We start from the raw sequence: 15,381 nt of genomic DNA, 5'->3' as shown, positions 1-15,381 counted from the left end.
ATTTAAAAAAGCTGCCGCCTGCAAAATACAGACAGCAGCTTCAACAAGTTGCCTAGGCTCTTTTTCAAAATGTCCTTTACAAAGGGTACACTTTATTCATCCCAAGCGCTTTTTTACTAATAATTAAAGGCTACATCTCATCTCGCAATAGGAATTAACCTAAGTTTATTCATCTGCTTTTGACAAGACCTCATTCACATAACGTGCCACCTCTTCGATTTCCTCTTCCGATAAAATCGTTCCAAATGCCGGCATTGTTGAACCACCATTTTTTATACGCTCTATAACATCATCTTTGTTTTCTGCTAGCTTACTAAGCTGTAGATTTGGTCCATTATGTCCGTTTTCCCCCATATTACCATGGCAGGATAAACAGTTTCCTTCATAAATAGAAAGTCCAACCTCATACGGATCACTTGTAGAACCAGTTGTATCGGAATCTTCTGGGTCATTTGATGTAGCAACTTTCTCATCAGACTTGCCGTCACTTTTTTCTGAAGCATCAATTGGTGTACCGTCCCATTTACCATCTAATTTAAATGTATACACCTTATCTCCATGAGCTGAACCGGCTAAAGAGTTTCCAGCTGCAAAAATTGATAAATATTGTTCACCATCAATCTCATACGTTACAGATGGAGCATTCGCACCAGCATCTGTTTTATAGCTCCATACTTCCTCACCAGTTTTTGCATTAAATGCAATAAGACGTCCATCATTGTGACCAACGAATATTAAATCACCAGAAGTTGCAAGTACTCCTGAATAGGCATTCGTATCCCATTCGACCTGCCATGCAATTGTATTTGTTTTTACATCCATTGCAGTGATTGTTCCTCTAGTTGGTGCATCTGAAACTGGAACCATAATACTTCCTATATACATTGAACCCTCTTCATAAATATCTTCATCCATTCGAGATAAAGCTATATAGCCATCTGTACCAAGAACATAGAAGTACTCAGTTTCTGGTGAATAAGCTGATGGCGGCCAGTTAGCTCCACCAAAGGCAGATGGTTTTAATGTAACAGGCTCCTCCCAGAAAGGAGTAAAGATAGAACCAATCGTCCCCTCAAAATCATCACTTAAATCACGTTCCACGTCCTCTTCCGTCACAGTTTGAGGAACAAAGGAATCACCTTTTGGGAATGGCTGTGTTGGTGAGGTTTTTTGCTCTGCAAGCTGTGGCACCTCTTTTTCATCAATCCCGATTAACGGTTCACCTGTTTCACGATCTAAAAAGTAAATCCATCCCGTTTTACCAGCTTCTCCAAGCGCTTTTCGTTTCTTGCCATCGATTTCTACATCAAACAGGATGACCGGGTTCGTCGGATCTAAATCCCATATATCATGATGCACCTGCTGGAAATGCCATGCATAATCTCCTGTTTCGGCATTTAATGCAACAATCGAGTTGGCATATAAATTATCCCCTTCTCGTTTACTTCCATCTAAATCCGGGGCAGTATTACCAGTTACAAAATAGATATATCCTAGCTCTGGATCCACTGCTGGTGTGTTCCAAACCGGAGCACCACCATGTAACCAGTTTTTATCCTCATCATCTGGCCAAGTATCGCCATTTTTCTCATATGGTGTAGGAATAGTATACCAACGCCAAACCTCATGACCATACTCAGCGTCATAAGCCATAATTCTACCTCGTATTCCGTATTCCCCACCAGCAACACCAGTGTAGACCTTACCATTATAATAAAGAGGAGCACTTGTAATTGTATACCCCTCTTCCCAATTAGCTACTTCTGTTTCCCATAGTAATTCGCCTGTTTCTTGATCTAACGCTATTAGTCTAGCATCTAATAAACCTGCGAAGACTTTCCCATCAGCAACAGCTACGCCTCGAGTCGTCCATCCACAGCAAACCGTATTAAGCTTTTCTGCGATTTCTGGACGGTACTCCCAAATCTTCTCACCTGTTTTTGCGTCCAGTGCTAATACATCATTTTCTGCTGTCGCAATATACATCACTCCATCAACGACAATTGGTGTTGCTTCCCCAGAAAATTTCATATCCAAGCTAGCGCCTAAACTAGTTACCCACTCTGGTTTTAAATCACCAATCGTTTCTAGGTTAATTTCTTCTAACTCTGAGAAACGTCGATTAAAATAATCTCCACCATGTGTAACCCATTCTTCTTTTGCAAACTCTACTTTTATATCTGGCTGACTAGGGTCTCTTCCATTGTTCGCGTCCACTTCTTCTGTAGGTGTTTTAACAATAAATCCTGTATCTTTTTCACCAGCCTTACCCTCGTCTAGGCTCTTTTTTGATAAAACTCCTGCATAAAAAGCAAGGCCAGCAATAATAATAATTCCCACAAAACTGAACAACAGCACCTTAGATAAACTGAATTTCATAACTCTCCCCCCTTATATTTCATTATGTAAAGCGCATGATTACGCTTTCATAAACTGAGTTATATTTCTACAGTCTATTAATCTAAAGTACTAGTTATTATCTTTTTAAAAATATTTTTTAGTTCCATTAAATTAGATAAAAAAAGAAGATGTCCCCATTTATTTTTATGGGAAAAATCTTTTTTAGGACAAATTACCGCATTCTGTATTAGAAAATATTACTCCTCGAATTTTTTAATTGTGTGTGTATTGTGTGTGTACCTGGTACACAAAAAAATCCCAAAGGTTTCTAAAAACCTTTGGGATAAATTTTGCTATGCAGTTTTACTTAATCGTCAGATCGCATGCCTGTGTATATTAGAATTAAACGTGCTAACTCTAATACTGCTACAGCAGCTGCTGCAACATACGTCATTGCGGCTGCATTTAAGACCTTTTTCGCAGCGCGTTCTTCATTGTTAGAGATAATGCCTAACGTTATAACTTCATTCATTGCACGTTTAGAAGCATCAAACTCTACTGGCAAAGTTACTACCTGGAATAAAACACCTGCAAGAAGTAATCCAATACCTAACAATAAAAATCCTGAACTAGAGGCAAAAATACCAATCATTACAAAGATCCATGATGCGTTTGATGTAATATTAGCTACTGGAGCTAGTTTTGAACGTAGGTTCAAAAACGTATAGGCTTCTTTATGTTGAATTGCATGCCCAACCTCATGTGCAGCAACAGCTACACCTGCAATGGATGCTTCATAATAGTTTTTCTCAGATAGTGCTACAGTTTTCGTCGCTGGATTGTAATGATCTGATAATACTCCTTGTGTCGGTACTACACGAACATCAGACAAACCATGAGTATCTAAAATCTGACGCGCAACTTGTGCACCAGTCATATGTTTTGAAGATTGAACTTGAGAAAATTTCTTGTACGTACTTTTTACCTTCATCTGTGCGTATATCGGCAAAATCAAAATAATTAGAAAGTAAACAATATACATTCCTGCTGTCAATTAACCTCTTCCTTTCTAATAAGTTACTATACTACTAATTTTAATGGCTCATTAAAACTTATGCAATTATTCACACCTATAAGCCTATTACAGGAAAACAAAATTATGACAAAAATGACATATTTACTAGCTTTAAGAAGAGTGATTTCGGGATGTATTAATAATATTAGTATAAACAAAATAAGCAATAGCAATGCATACAATAGATAGCCAAAAAGTAAAATAACCAATTTGACTTGCGTATTGACTAAGTACACTATAGGTAGGCATTTGACCAAAAACATAATCAATCACATCATTATGCAACGTCCAAATCGCAGCAATAGCTATATGAACCATACCAAATCGATAGTTAGCCATATAAAGAATCGCTTGAACTGCCATTAAACCATGAGAAAACACAAGCATCCATCCTGCTGGACCAATCGACCCTATTTCAGCCAGTGTCAACAAATTCATAACAACAGCCCATACCCCATATTTAACCAACGTAATCAAAGCTAAAGCTTCAATCAATTTAAAATGCTTTCCAAATATCCACCCAAGAACAGCAATACAGAAAAACAAGCTTGCTGTCGGACTGTCTGGAACAAATATTAAAAACTTTGGCTCTGTTCGAGATAATTGCGAACCGTACCAAATATAACCGTAAATTGTGCCAAATAAATTAATGAAAAATAATAATGTCAAAAAAGAACGATGTGTTAATAAAAACCAACACTGTGTGAAAAATGCCTTCATTTTCTATTCTCCTTATTATTCCACAAAATTTTAAAGATTTATGTATTTTTTCTTAAACTAGCACATATGTAAATTAGAAATAAGTAAAAGAGAAGAGAGTCAGTTTCCCGACTCTCTTTTAAGAAAAATATTAGAATTATTCTTCAGCTTTTAAACTTGCGATGAATTCAGCTAAAACTTGTAGCTCTTCTTCAGTACCAGCAAATTGGCCAGCTGGCATTGCGCCACGACCATTGTGGATCACATCGGCAACTTCTTCAGCAGTTAATTCGTTACCTACTAAAGCAGGAGCTGCAGCCCCACCTTGCATATCAGCACCATGACAAGCGATACAAGACTTACCTTGTTCACCAGTGAAGATTAAATAACCTTCTGCTGTCTCATCAATTTCGATGTCCACTTGTTCTTTGATTTCACCTTGTTTTGCTGCTGCTTCCCAGTCATGGTTTACAACAGATTCCCAAGTTAAGAAAATCATAGCAGCAAGTGCTAATAACATAAATGCCGTTGGTAATGGACGCTTAGATGGACGTCGTTCAGGACCTTTGTCTAAGAACGGTATTAACATTAACGCACCAATCGCTAAACCAGGCATAACGATTGCACCTACCACATTGTATGGACCTGATGCATAGGCATATTTTAATAATTGGTACAAGAATAAGAAGTACCAGTCTGGTAATGGAATATATGAAGCATTAGTTGGATCTGCCGGACCTTCAAGTGGTGAAGGATGTGCGACAGTTAATAATAAATATCCGATTAAGAAAACTGCACCAACCATCCATTCTTTTAATAAGAAGTCAGGCCAGAAAGCTTCTGTTTTACCTGGATACTCGGAATAATCTTTAGGCATATTCACCATACGGTTATTAGCTTTAACGCGTGAATCACCTACGAATTTCATCCCTTTTCCGCGATGCATAGTGTCCCCTCCTTTAAAAAATCATAGACCCTTATAAATTCTTACTGAATTAAAGTGGTCCAGAAATACCTTGACGGCGAATCATAATAAAGTGAGCTGCAAGTAATGCAAATAATGCTGCAGGTAAGAAGAATACATGAATTGCGAAGAAACGTGTTAACGTTTGCGCACCAATTATTGTTGCATCCCCAGCAAGTAATACTTTAATAAGTTCACCAATAAACGGAACAGAAGCAGCAATCTCAATACCTACTTTAGTAGCGAATAGCGCTTTCATATCCCAAGGTAATAAATATCCTGTGAAACCTAATCCTAACATAACACAGAAAATTAAAACTCCTACAATCCAGTTTAACTCACGAGGTTTTTTATAAGAACCTGTGAAGAACACACGAAGTGTATGTAAGAACATCATTACAATTACTAATGAAGCTCCCCAGTGATGCATACCGCGTACGATTTCACCGAATGCTACTTCGTTTTGTAAGTAATAAACTGATTTCCATGCATTTTCAACGTCCGGCACATAGTACATTGTTAAGAACATACCCGATAAAATTTGGATAACTGTAATGAAGAAAGTTAATCCACCGAAACAGTAAACAAATGCAGAGAAGTGATGTGCAGGGTTAACGTGCTCTGGCACTTCGTGGTCGGCTATATCACGCCAGATTGGAGTGATATCCAGTCGTTCATCGACCCAATCATAAATTTTATTTAGCACTGATGTTTACCCCCTAACTATTAACCTCTAGTATTTGCGATTTTTTTCCCAAGCATTACAAAGCCATCTTGTTCAGATACTTCATACTCGTCTAGCGGACCTAATGGTGGTGTACCTGGAACATTTTTACCAGTTTTTTCATAGCGTCCACCATGGCAAGCACAGAAGAATTGATTTGGGTGCTCAGTATCACTATTCCAGTTAACTGTACAGCCCAAGTGTTTACAAACTGGTGATAATGCAACTACTGCATCGCCACTTTTATAAACCCAAGCAGTATCAGTAACTTCAGATGTATACCATGCATCAACTTGTTCATATGAAAAGTCAACTTTTACAGGCTCTTCAGTAAGATCTGCAACTTTTTGGCTTGTTTGTACAAAATCACCATCAGCTTTTGTTTGTAAAGCTGGATCAATTGCAAAGCGAACCATAGGCATTAACATGCCCGCCGCCATAAATCCACCAACACCAGTTAAAGTGTAGTTAAGAAATTGACGTCTAGAAACTCGATTGTTACTCATCCTTTTCCCCCCTCTAACTAAAAGGTCAGTCCAACGGACATACTTTTACAAATAGTAATTACTAGGACATATCTATGATATATCAAGAAAATAGGTTGGTCAATATTGGCTTTCTATACTTTCGACAACTTTGTGAACATTTAATGAAACAATTTACTAACTTTGAAACCATTTGGAAGTTAATTTTGGTATGATTTGTTTCAATTGTTCTTCTAGTATTGTTTTTTTAACTCCTGAATCCATCGACTCTAGAGGAATAGCTGGTAACCAAATAACCTCTAATTGCTCGTTATTGCTTGTCCAAGTATGATCACACGTTATAAATAGTACATGTTTAAAGCCAGCATTTTGTAAGTCTTCCTTTAATAAGTTTACTGCCAAACCATTTTTTGTTTGTTCAGTATAAGAAAATGGAGGGACAAGCATTAATCTTCCCTTAAACTGCTGTTCTACAAATGCTGTAAGGGACATTAAAAATTCAGCAGAAGAGCTGCTTTGTTTGATTTTTGACTCATTAAAATCTAGTGAAAGCAGTGGTACGAGCGCCGTATCAATAAAATCCTTTTGTGCTTGAAATTGTTGTACATCTTTTACATTAAAAAACATTACTTCTCCTCCATACATCAATATTTACTATTACCAAAAACAAATAAAAATAACAGTTTAATTTTTATTAAAATTCACTTTTATGTAATTATAATAGCTTGTAAAAATAAGGAAACATCAAAAATCCCATCCAGCCTATGATCTCGACTGAATGAGACTAGAACATATTCCCCATAATATCTATCACGCTTATTGAATGTCCAACTTTTTCATATGAAGATATTGTTAAACATTTTTGGTAGTTTGTTTCAATGTCTGTAGTAAATTAGATAGCGAATAAAATTTTTCTTTATCTCCCTTATCTAAGGCATCATCAATTTCTTTTAATAATTTCTCCTCTTGAAATGCTAATAAGCTATTATTTAACATTTCCTCTGCGATAAGGCGATCCCTCTCACTAATATGCAAATACTTTGGCATGAATGGGTTTTCCTCTAAAACAGCTAAATACTGCTGACTCGGTGGAATATTAGGGAAGTTTAATTGGATATACATGCTTTCGTTTGGATGTAATCGTAAATCGTGAAATGACTTTTCAGCATCACTTGTCATAATATTTCCTTTGTAAAATCTGAACGGTACTCCAGTTGAATCGACAGAGGACATTACGATCGCTCTTGGACAATAATGCGCTTCTTCTACGAAATGAATGTTCTCAAGTAGGTTATCGTTACTTAATAAATAATTCAGTATCCAAACACATTCTCTTCTTTTTAATTGATAATTTTTAAGAAACCAACGAACAAATGATTTTTTATCAATAATCGGAATGGAAGAAGTCACTTTGCTATCCCTCCTTTTATTCAAGAGTGTAGAGAAGATCCAACCATTGTTGCTCTGTAGGCTCCAAAGCAATTAAACGATTAACGATACTTCGTGCTTCCTCTCTTTTTCCTTCTTCAATTAAGAAATAACAATATTTTTCTAAAAACGATGGTTCGTCTTTAAAATCATTATATGCTAGCTTATAAATTTCGCATGCACGTTCATACTGCTCATTATTTGCATAAGCATCCGCAACAAAGGGATATAAAGCGCTCCAGTCGAAATCATTATTTTTTAAATTTTCATACAATTCTATGATTTCCTCGTATTTTTCCTGATTTGCGAAGATGGACATCAGCACTAAAATTGCTTCCATGTATTCTGGATCAAGTGCAATCGCTTGTCGCAAATAATTTGTTGCCTCATCTGGCAAACTGTTTTTCAATGCCATTTTCCCAGCAAATAAATAAAATGACTTCTCATACTCATCACGCTTTATGCCTTCTTCAATTGTTTTGAGCGCCCTTCTGTTATCCTCTAACATTGCATAACTTTCTGCTAGTAATAAATAAGCGCTGAAATAATCTTGATCTAATTCTTTTAAATCCTCTAGTTGTTTAGTAGCTAAATCATACTTCTCAGATTGAAAGGCAGCATAAGCTGATCCAAACAGTAAGTCAGGTGTTACAGAGTCCTCTAACGCTTCCATATAATAATCTAAGGCCGTTTCATACCCACCACCTGCACGATATACCTCTGCTAGCCTAGAAGCTAATAAAACCCCTGCTATTTCTTTTTCTTTTGCATGTAGTTCTTCATAGATACGAGCTGCTTCAGTAAAGCGCCCTGTTTCAAATAGTAGCTCAGCTTTAGCAAATTGTAATAAAGGCTCATTGGGTAGTATATCTAACGCTTCTGTAATACGTTGTTCTGCCACTTCATATAAACCTTGCATTTGATAATAGTCTGCTAGCAATAGTAAGCTTTGAGGATATTCGGGAGCTTCTGAATCAATGCCCATTAATAATTGAAGCGCCTCATCCTCTTCACCTAATTCTATTAAAACCGATGCACGGTCTATTGCTAATTGAGCTTCCTCTGGAAACAAAAATTGAAGATGTTCAAAAATGCGATCTGCTTCATTTAAAAAACCATATTGCATCAACAAATCGGCAATTTCATATTGTTCATCCGCTTGTTCATTTAATAAAAATGCCTCTAATAAATTATTAATTTGCTGTAATTCTCCAGCTTGGATTGCTTGTATCAAATCATTGGTTGTATTTGTCAAATTTACTCACCTTTTTTATGTTTAGTCAATACTATGCTACTTCACTTAATTAATAGAAACAAGAAAAAGGACCTGTCCCGTTAAAATTCGGGGAGGCCCAACTATTTTCTATTAGAATCTTGGCTAATCGAAAAGAACTATAGCTTTTAGCCTTAGCTTTACTTATGAGAAGAAGGAAGGTTTTATATATTCTTATCCGAAATAAAAGTTTCAATGTTTAAGAATTTTTCATTAGTTTTTTTAGGTCGTCAAAGAAGGTAGGATAGGATACAGCAATACAATCTGTGTCATCGATTTCTATCGGTGAACTTGAAATTAATGCAGCTATTGCTGACATCATCCCAATTCTATGATCACCATAAGATTGTAAATTCCCACCGTGAAGCTTTGTTGACCCATGAATAATCATTCCATCTTCAGTCGCTTCAATATTAGCACCAAGCTTTTGAAGCTCAGTTACAACAGCAGTTATCCGATCTGTTTCTTTTACTTTTAATTCTTCTGCATCACGTATTATTGTTGTACCCTCAGCTTGCGTAGCTAAAAGTGCAATAATTGGAATCTCATCGATTAAACGAGGGATTATATCCCCTTCAATTGTCGTTGCTTTTAGCTTTGATGTTTGAATAGTTAAGCTTGCAGTTGGCTCTGCTGCATTGGCATCGTCTACTTCAATTAACAGATCTGCACCCATTTTCTCTAACACTTCAATAATCCCTGCACGAGTTGGATTTACGCCAACATTTTTCATAACAATACTACTTTCTGGGACAATAGCACCTGCGACTAAGAAAAAGGCCGCTGAAGAGATATCACCTGGAACATTAACATGGGTAGCTTGAAGCAGTTGTCCCCCTTCAAATGATACTACGCCACTTTTCACCTCGACTTTTGCCCCAAATTGCTGAAGCATGCGCTCGGTATGATCTCGAGAAACTTCTTTTTCTCGGACGATTGTTGTCCCTTCTGCACGAAGTCCAGCTAGTAATATAGCAGATTTCACTTGGGCACTTGCTACAGGCATTGTATAATCTATAGCCTTCACCTTAGTCCCCTTAATAGCTAGTGGTGTAAATTGCCCATTTTCTCTACCAGCAATTTTTGCTCCCATTAATCGAAGAGGATCTGTTACTCGACGCATTGGACGTTTACCAATGGAAGCATCACCAGTCATTACTGTGTGTATATTTGAACCAGATAGAATACCCAGCATTAGTCTTGTTGTAGTACCAGAATTCCCCGTATATAAAACTTCCTTGGGTTCCTCCCAATTATCCATTCCTGGGCTCAAAATTGTAACATTGGTTCCCTCAACATGGATATCTACACCAAGCTTGCGAAAACAATCAATTGTGCTTAAACAATCTTCACCTAGAAGAAATCCACTAACTGTTGTCTTCCCTTGTGCAATCGATCCAAACATAACCGAACGATGAGAAATCGATTTGTCGCCAGGTACAGTTATTGTTCCTTTTAGGCTCGCATTTTTATAATCTAAATTTGTTGTAGAAGACATTTTTATGCTCCTTTCAAAATAACCATTTACAAGTATTATGACATATACAATTCATATTTAGCTCTTTTGCTTAAACACTTCTGAGCATTTTCACGGTCATCAGCATTCTGGAAGCTAATTACCAAAATACCGAATACATCCTCACGAGCTTCTACAACACGCAGATTCGTAATACTGATTTGCTCCTCAGCTAAATAACCCGTTACCTCAGAAATCACACCCGGATAGTCAGGTATATCAACATATAAATCGTACGTTGTATAAAAAGCACCTGTATTAATTGGTAATTTATCACGAACTTCTTTTGCAGCAGCAAAATATTGTTCAATTGTTTCCTCTTCGCTACTAAGAAGAATAGATTTTACTCTGTTCATTTCATCCTGCCAAGAATTTAACTGGTTTAGCAATTCCTCTCGATTTTGAAGAACAATATCCTTCCACATCAGTGGATTCGATGAGGCAATTCTCGTCACATCCCGAAACCCACCAGCAGCAAGCATACTTGTCATCGGATAGCTTTGTTGTTCACTATCTAACTGATGCACAAGCGAGGCTGCAACAATATGTGGGAAATGACTAACAACCGCTGTCATATGATCGTGTTTGGAAGCATCGATTCGCACTATCTTGGCTAGTGTAAATTTGAGTAAATCTTCAAGCTCTTTTATACGCTCTTCTTTTTCATGCTCTAGGGGAGTTAGGATATAATAGGCATTTTCAAAGAGATGGGTTTTGGCAGCTTGAACTCCACTTTTGTGAGAGCCTGCCATTGGATGTCCGCCAATAAAAGCTATCCCCTTCTCGCTTAATTCTTTCCCCTTTTGCATTATTAACCCTTTAGTACTTCCCGTATCCGTCACAATTACATTATCCTTTAGTGGCCATTCCTTCATTTTTTCTAGCCAGTCTAAGGTCGCATTCACAGGTGTTCCAAAAATGATGACATCTGCAATACTTGCAGCTTGTAGCACATCGTCCACCACTTCATGAACAATACTAAGCTCACGTGCTTGTTGGCGCGTTTTTTCGTATAAATCGAAGCCGTAAATCTTCGTGTTAGGAGCTTTTTGACATGACAGAGCGATAGAACCTCCTATAAGTCCTAATCCTATTACTAAGACATTACGTGTCATGCAAATACTCCCTGGTCCACTAGAACTTCCTCCAACAATGATAAAAACTTGTCATTTTGTTCTTCTGTTCCAATTGTGACACGAATATAGTCGCTTATACCTAAAGCATTCCCACTGCGAATAATAAAGCCGCGCTGCATCATTTCTTTAAACACAACATCACTATCTGCTTTCACCTCAAACAAAATAAAGTTTGTTTGAGAAGGATAGTAGTTTAATCCATGCTTTTCACAAAACTGCTCAAATTGCTTTTTACCGATTTCATTTTTTTCTTTGCATTCTTCGATGAAAGCTTGGTCAGCTAAGGCAACAGTCGCAACCTTTTGACTTAGGATTGTATTATTGAAGGGAGCTCGTACTGGGTCTAATTTTGAAATGACTTCCTCCTGTGCAATTCCATAGCCCACTCGGAATGACGCAAGGCCATAAGCTTTAGAAAAAGTGCGTAAAATAATCACGTTCGGATATTCATTTACATAGGAAAGTGTATCTTTATAATCAGGTGAATTCACATATTCATAATAAGCCTCATCTAAAACAACCAAAACCTCTTTTGGTACTTTCTTTAGGAAATCTTGAAGCTCAGCATCGCTAACTATCGTACCTGTAGGGTTATTTGGATTACAAACCCATACAACAGACGTATTTTCATCAATCTCATCTAACATGGCAGCCAAATCGTGCTTCCCTTTAGCAAGTGGAACTTCTCTTACCTCTGCCCCTTCAACCTCTGCATTGTGGCGATATTGAGAGAATGAAGGTGTTGCCATAACTGTATTGACTCCAGGATATAGTAGTGCACGTGTCACGATAGCGATTAAATCATCTGACCCATTCCCAAATAGTAATTGCGTTTCGTTTACATTTAAATGCTTCGCAACAGCTGTTCGTAATATTTGGGCATAGCCATCAGGATAAATTGCATGGTCTGAATGATCACTGGCTAAAAGTGCTTTTACTTTCGGCGAAAAACCATATGGATTTTCATTTGAAGCAAGCTTTACTACTTCTTCTAATCCAAATTCTTTTTTCACTTCTTCCATTGGTTTACCTGGTTGGTATGCTTTCATATCAACTATTTGTTGTTTCCATTTCATGTTGGACGTCGTCTCCTTACTTGTTAGCCTCTTGTACTAAATCTGGTCGTAAACATACTGCCTCATTTAAATAGACATGTCGTATGTCTTTTTGACTTAACTCTGTATTCACATGCAGTAAAACACGAATACACATCGGAAGAGCATTAGGGACACTCATTTCATGCGTGCACATCGTCGGGACATATTGCCATCCCTCAATGGAACGTACTGCTTTAGCCGGGAATCCTGAACTAATATCCGTAGTAGTAGAAATAAGCACTGAGATAATATCTTCTGGCTGAATATTATTTACTGTCGCGATTTCCTTCACTAAAATTTCCGTCTCATTTAAAATTAATTCAGCTATATCATCGGTAACTGTTGTTGCCCCTCTTACTCCTCTAATCATTTACATACCTCCATAAGTAAAGCACGATACTCTAAATCTACTTCTCTACATTCCGATACTTCGATAGTTTGAATAAAAGGTTCCCCTATTGTGTTAAGTAGGACAAATTGCAATTGACCATATTCAACCTTTTTGTCCTTAACCAAAAATGGTTCTAGCGTATCAAATGAATAATTCGATACTGCATCAAATGGGTATCCATTGCTATAAGCAAATTTTAAAAATGATTTTGTGAATTCACGGGAGATTTTCCCATAGCGTTCACTCAAAATGAGCGCATAGACCAGACCGATTACAACTGCTTCTCCATGAGCAAGTCCACCATATCCTGCCGCCGCTTCAATGGCATGTCCATATGTATGACCTAAGTTCAAATATTTACGAACAGATTGCTCAGTTTCGTCTTCTGCTACAATGTTAGCCTTTACTTCAATCCCAGCTTTTAGATATGAAGCAAGCTGTTCATCAGCAATGCTTGTTATAGATTGAATCGACAATAATTCCTGTAGCCAAATCTCATCCGAAATCATTGCATGCTTTATGACCTCAGCCATTCCAGAACGAACCTCACGTTCACTTAATGTGCTTAAAAAGCGAGTATCATAGATTACTGCTTTAGGCTGATAAAAAGCACCAATCAAATTCTTTCCTTCTGGATGGTTTATGGCTGTTTTGCCTCCTACAGCTGAATCATGTGCCAAAATTGTCGTCGGTACTTGTATAAAAGGAATCCCCCTCATATAAGTAGCTGCTACAAAGCCTGATAAATCACCGACCGCTCCACCACCAAGGGCGATTAAAAGGGATTTACGTGTGCATTTATTGTCGATTAAGAATGAATTAGCCTCTTTATAGTTATCAAAGCTTTTGCATTCTTCCCCAGCCGGCATCACAAATACTTCAAAAGGATATGGAAAGCTTTCAGTAAAGTAGTTCTTATGAGCTTTCCAGACATTTTCATCAGTAAATACGATGATTTTATCCTCTTTTGGTAAGTGAAGGTGCAAGGATTCCATTGCACTCGTTAAAATGTTGTTCCCAATCACAACCTCATACTGATGCGATGCTGTGTTCACTGGAATTCTCATTTTTAAAACTCCTTTGAGTATTTTCGCATTTCTTCAATTTGTGCTTTTAACTGTGGTAATTGATCACTGTGGAATTGCTCGATAAGTACATTTGCTACTTCCCAAGCAATAACATTTTCCGCAACAATTGATGCTGCTGGAACTGCACAGCTATCCGAGCGTTCAACACTTGCCTTAAAAGCTTCTTTTGTTTCAATATCTACACTTTGTAATGGTTTATATAAAGTAGGGATTGGTTTCATAACACCGCGCACTACAATTGGCATACCTGTAGACATACCGCCTTCAAGCCCACCTAAGCGATTTGTGGCACGAGTGTAACCATTTTCTTCATCCCAAAGAATCTCATCATGTACTTCTGAGCCTTTTCTACGAGCCATTTCAAAACCTATGCCAAATTCTACACCCTTAAAAGCATTAATAGAAAGCATAGCTTGAGCTAGTCTGCCATCTAATTTTCGATCGTAATGAACATAAGAGCCGATTCCTGCTGGAAGACCTTCAACTATAACTTCGACGACACCACCGATGGAATCCCCAGCCTTTTTCGTATCATCAATCATTTGTACCATTTGGCTAGAAGCTTCAGGATCGACACAATAGCAAGGATCCTCTTCCACAATTTCACGAATCTCATTTACTGTTTTGCCTTCTATTTTTGTTGTGTCAGCTTTAATGCCAGCAATTTCTGTTACATGAGATACGATTGAAATTCCTAACTCGCTTAACAAAGCCTTTGCTACCGATCCAACTGCTACACGTACCGTTGTTTCACGGGCACTAGAGCGCTCTAGCACGTTACGCAAGTCTCTGTGGCCATATTTCATGCCCCCTACTAAATCTGCGTGCCCTGGACGCGGTCGAGAGATTTGACGCTTAATTTCGTTTGGGTCTACATCTTCTGGAAGTGGGTCTGCACCCATAATTTTAGTCCAATGCTTCCAATCATCGTTTTTTACTACTAACGCAACTGGGGAACCTAACGTTTTCCCATGACGTACACCGCCTACAATTTCAACAGTATCTGTCTCAATTTGCATTCTTCTTCCACGGCCATGTCCACCCTGACGTCTCTTTAAATCATAATTTATTGTTTCTGCTGTAATTGGTAATAGGGAGGGTAACCCCTCGATAATTGTAGTTAATTGAGGCCCGTGAGACTCTCCTGCAGTTAGGTAACGCATAA

The 15,381-nt window shown here is 37.7% G+C and carries 15 protein-coding genes; all 15 read right to left on the bottom strand.

Annotated features, from left to right (window positions below; translation table 11 throughout):
- Positions 1-165 precede the first annotated feature (165 nt).
- The 15 genes from BJ095_RS16930 to aroC all read right to left on the bottom strand — a co-directional run bounded on the left by BJ095_RS16930 (position 166) and on the right by aroC (position 15,379).
- A complete protein-coding gene (locus tag BJ095_RS16930) occupies positions 166-2,379 on the bottom strand; it encodes an outer membrane protein assembly factor BamB family protein (protein ID WP_107937149.1) in 2,214 nt (737 codons plus the stop codon).
- A 328-nt stretch (positions 2,380-2,707) separates the two neighbouring features.
- On the bottom strand, positions 2,708-3,382 hold the full coding sequence (locus BJ095_RS16925) for a zinc metallopeptidase (protein WP_107937200.1): 675 nt from the start codon (positions 3,380-3,382) through the stop codon (positions 2,708-2,710).
- A gap of 144 nt (positions 3,383-3,526) precedes the next feature.
- Positions 3,527-4,135, bottom strand: coding sequence for a lipoprotein heptaprenylglyceryl N-acetyltransferase LhaT (gene lhaT, locus BJ095_RS16920; protein ID WP_107937151.1), 609 nt, complete (start codon positions 4,133-4,135; stop codon positions 3,527-3,529).
- Between the two features lie 136 nt (positions 4,136-4,271).
- Positions 4,272-5,060: a menaquinol-cytochrome c reductase cytochrome b/c subunit gene (locus tag BJ095_RS16915; RefSeq protein WP_107937153.1), complete on the bottom strand. Its 789-nt coding sequence runs from the start codon at positions 5,058-5,060 to the stop codon at positions 4,272-4,274.
- Between the two features lie 49 nt (positions 5,061-5,109).
- The gene (qcrB, locus tag BJ095_RS16910) at positions 5,110-5,784 is read right to left on the bottom strand and encodes a menaquinol-cytochrome c reductase cytochrome b subunit (RefSeq protein ID WP_107937155.1); all 675 of its coding nucleotides are present in this window, start codon (positions 5,782-5,784) and stop codon (positions 5,110-5,112) included.
- A 20-nt stretch (positions 5,785-5,804) separates the two neighbouring features.
- Positions 5,805-6,308, bottom strand: coding sequence for a QcrA and Rieske domain-containing protein (locus BJ095_RS16905; protein ID WP_107937157.1), 504 nt, complete (start codon positions 6,306-6,308; stop codon positions 5,805-5,807).
- 156 nt (positions 6,309-6,464) lie between these two features.
- On the bottom strand, positions 6,465-6,914 hold the full coding sequence (locus BJ095_RS16900) for a YpiF family protein (RefSeq protein ID WP_107937159.1): 450 nt from the start codon (positions 6,912-6,914) through the stop codon (positions 6,465-6,467).
- 225 nt (positions 6,915-7,139) lie between these two features.
- Positions 7,140-7,697, bottom strand: a complete 558-nt coding sequence (locus tag BJ095_RS16895; RefSeq protein ID WP_107937161.1) for a ReoY family proteolytic degradation factor — start codon at positions 7,695-7,697, stop codon at positions 7,140-7,142.
- 16 nt (positions 7,698-7,713) lie between these two features.
- Positions 7,714-8,970 carry a tetratricopeptide repeat protein gene (locus BJ095_RS16890; RefSeq protein ID WP_107937163.1) on the bottom strand — a complete coding sequence of 419 codons (1,257 nt, stop codon included), beginning with the start codon at positions 8,968-8,970 and terminating at the stop codon, positions 7,714-7,716.
- 217 nt (positions 8,971-9,187) lie between these two features.
- Positions 9,188-10,486, bottom strand: coding sequence for a 3-phosphoshikimate 1-carboxyvinyltransferase (gene aroA, locus BJ095_RS16885; RefSeq protein WP_107937165.1), 1,299 nt, complete (start codon positions 10,484-10,486; stop codon positions 9,188-9,190).
- Positions 10,487-10,521: 35 nt separating this feature from the next.
- Complete coding sequence (locus BJ095_RS16880; RefSeq protein ID WP_107937167.1) at positions 10,522-11,619, bottom strand: prephenate dehydrogenase; 1,098 nt, start codon at positions 11,617-11,619, stop codon at positions 10,522-10,524.
- Complete coding sequence (hisC, locus tag BJ095_RS16875) at positions 11,616-12,716, bottom strand: histidinol-phosphate transaminase (RefSeq protein ID WP_107937169.1); 1,101 nt, start codon at positions 12,714-12,716, stop codon at positions 11,616-11,618. Before hisC ends, BJ095_RS16880 begins: the two co-directional genes overlap by 4 nt.
- 16 nt (positions 12,717-12,732) lie before the next feature.
- Positions 12,733-13,107, bottom strand: coding sequence for a chorismate mutase (gene aroH, locus BJ095_RS16870; protein WP_107937171.1), 375 nt, complete (start codon positions 13,105-13,107; stop codon positions 12,733-12,735).
- Positions 13,104-14,195, bottom strand: a complete 1,092-nt coding sequence (gene aroB, locus BJ095_RS16865; protein WP_107937173.1) for a 3-dehydroquinate synthase — start codon at positions 14,193-14,195, stop codon at positions 13,104-13,106. Before aroB ends, aroH begins: the two co-directional genes overlap by 4 nt.
- A gap of 2 nt (positions 14,196-14,197) precedes the next feature.
- Positions 14,198-15,379, bottom strand: coding sequence for a chorismate synthase (gene aroC, locus BJ095_RS16860; protein ID WP_107937175.1), 1,182 nt, complete (start codon positions 15,377-15,379; stop codon positions 14,198-14,200).
- Positions 15,380-15,381 lie beyond the last annotated feature (2 nt).

Source organism: Ureibacillus chungkukjangi (assembly GCF_003217295.1).
Classification (GTDB): domain Bacteria; phylum Bacillota; class Bacilli; order Bacillales_A; family Planococcaceae; genus Ureibacillus; species Ureibacillus chungkukjangi.
The sequence above is the reverse complement of the archived record's forward strand: the minus strand, read 5'-3'. Positions and strand labels throughout refer to the sequence as shown.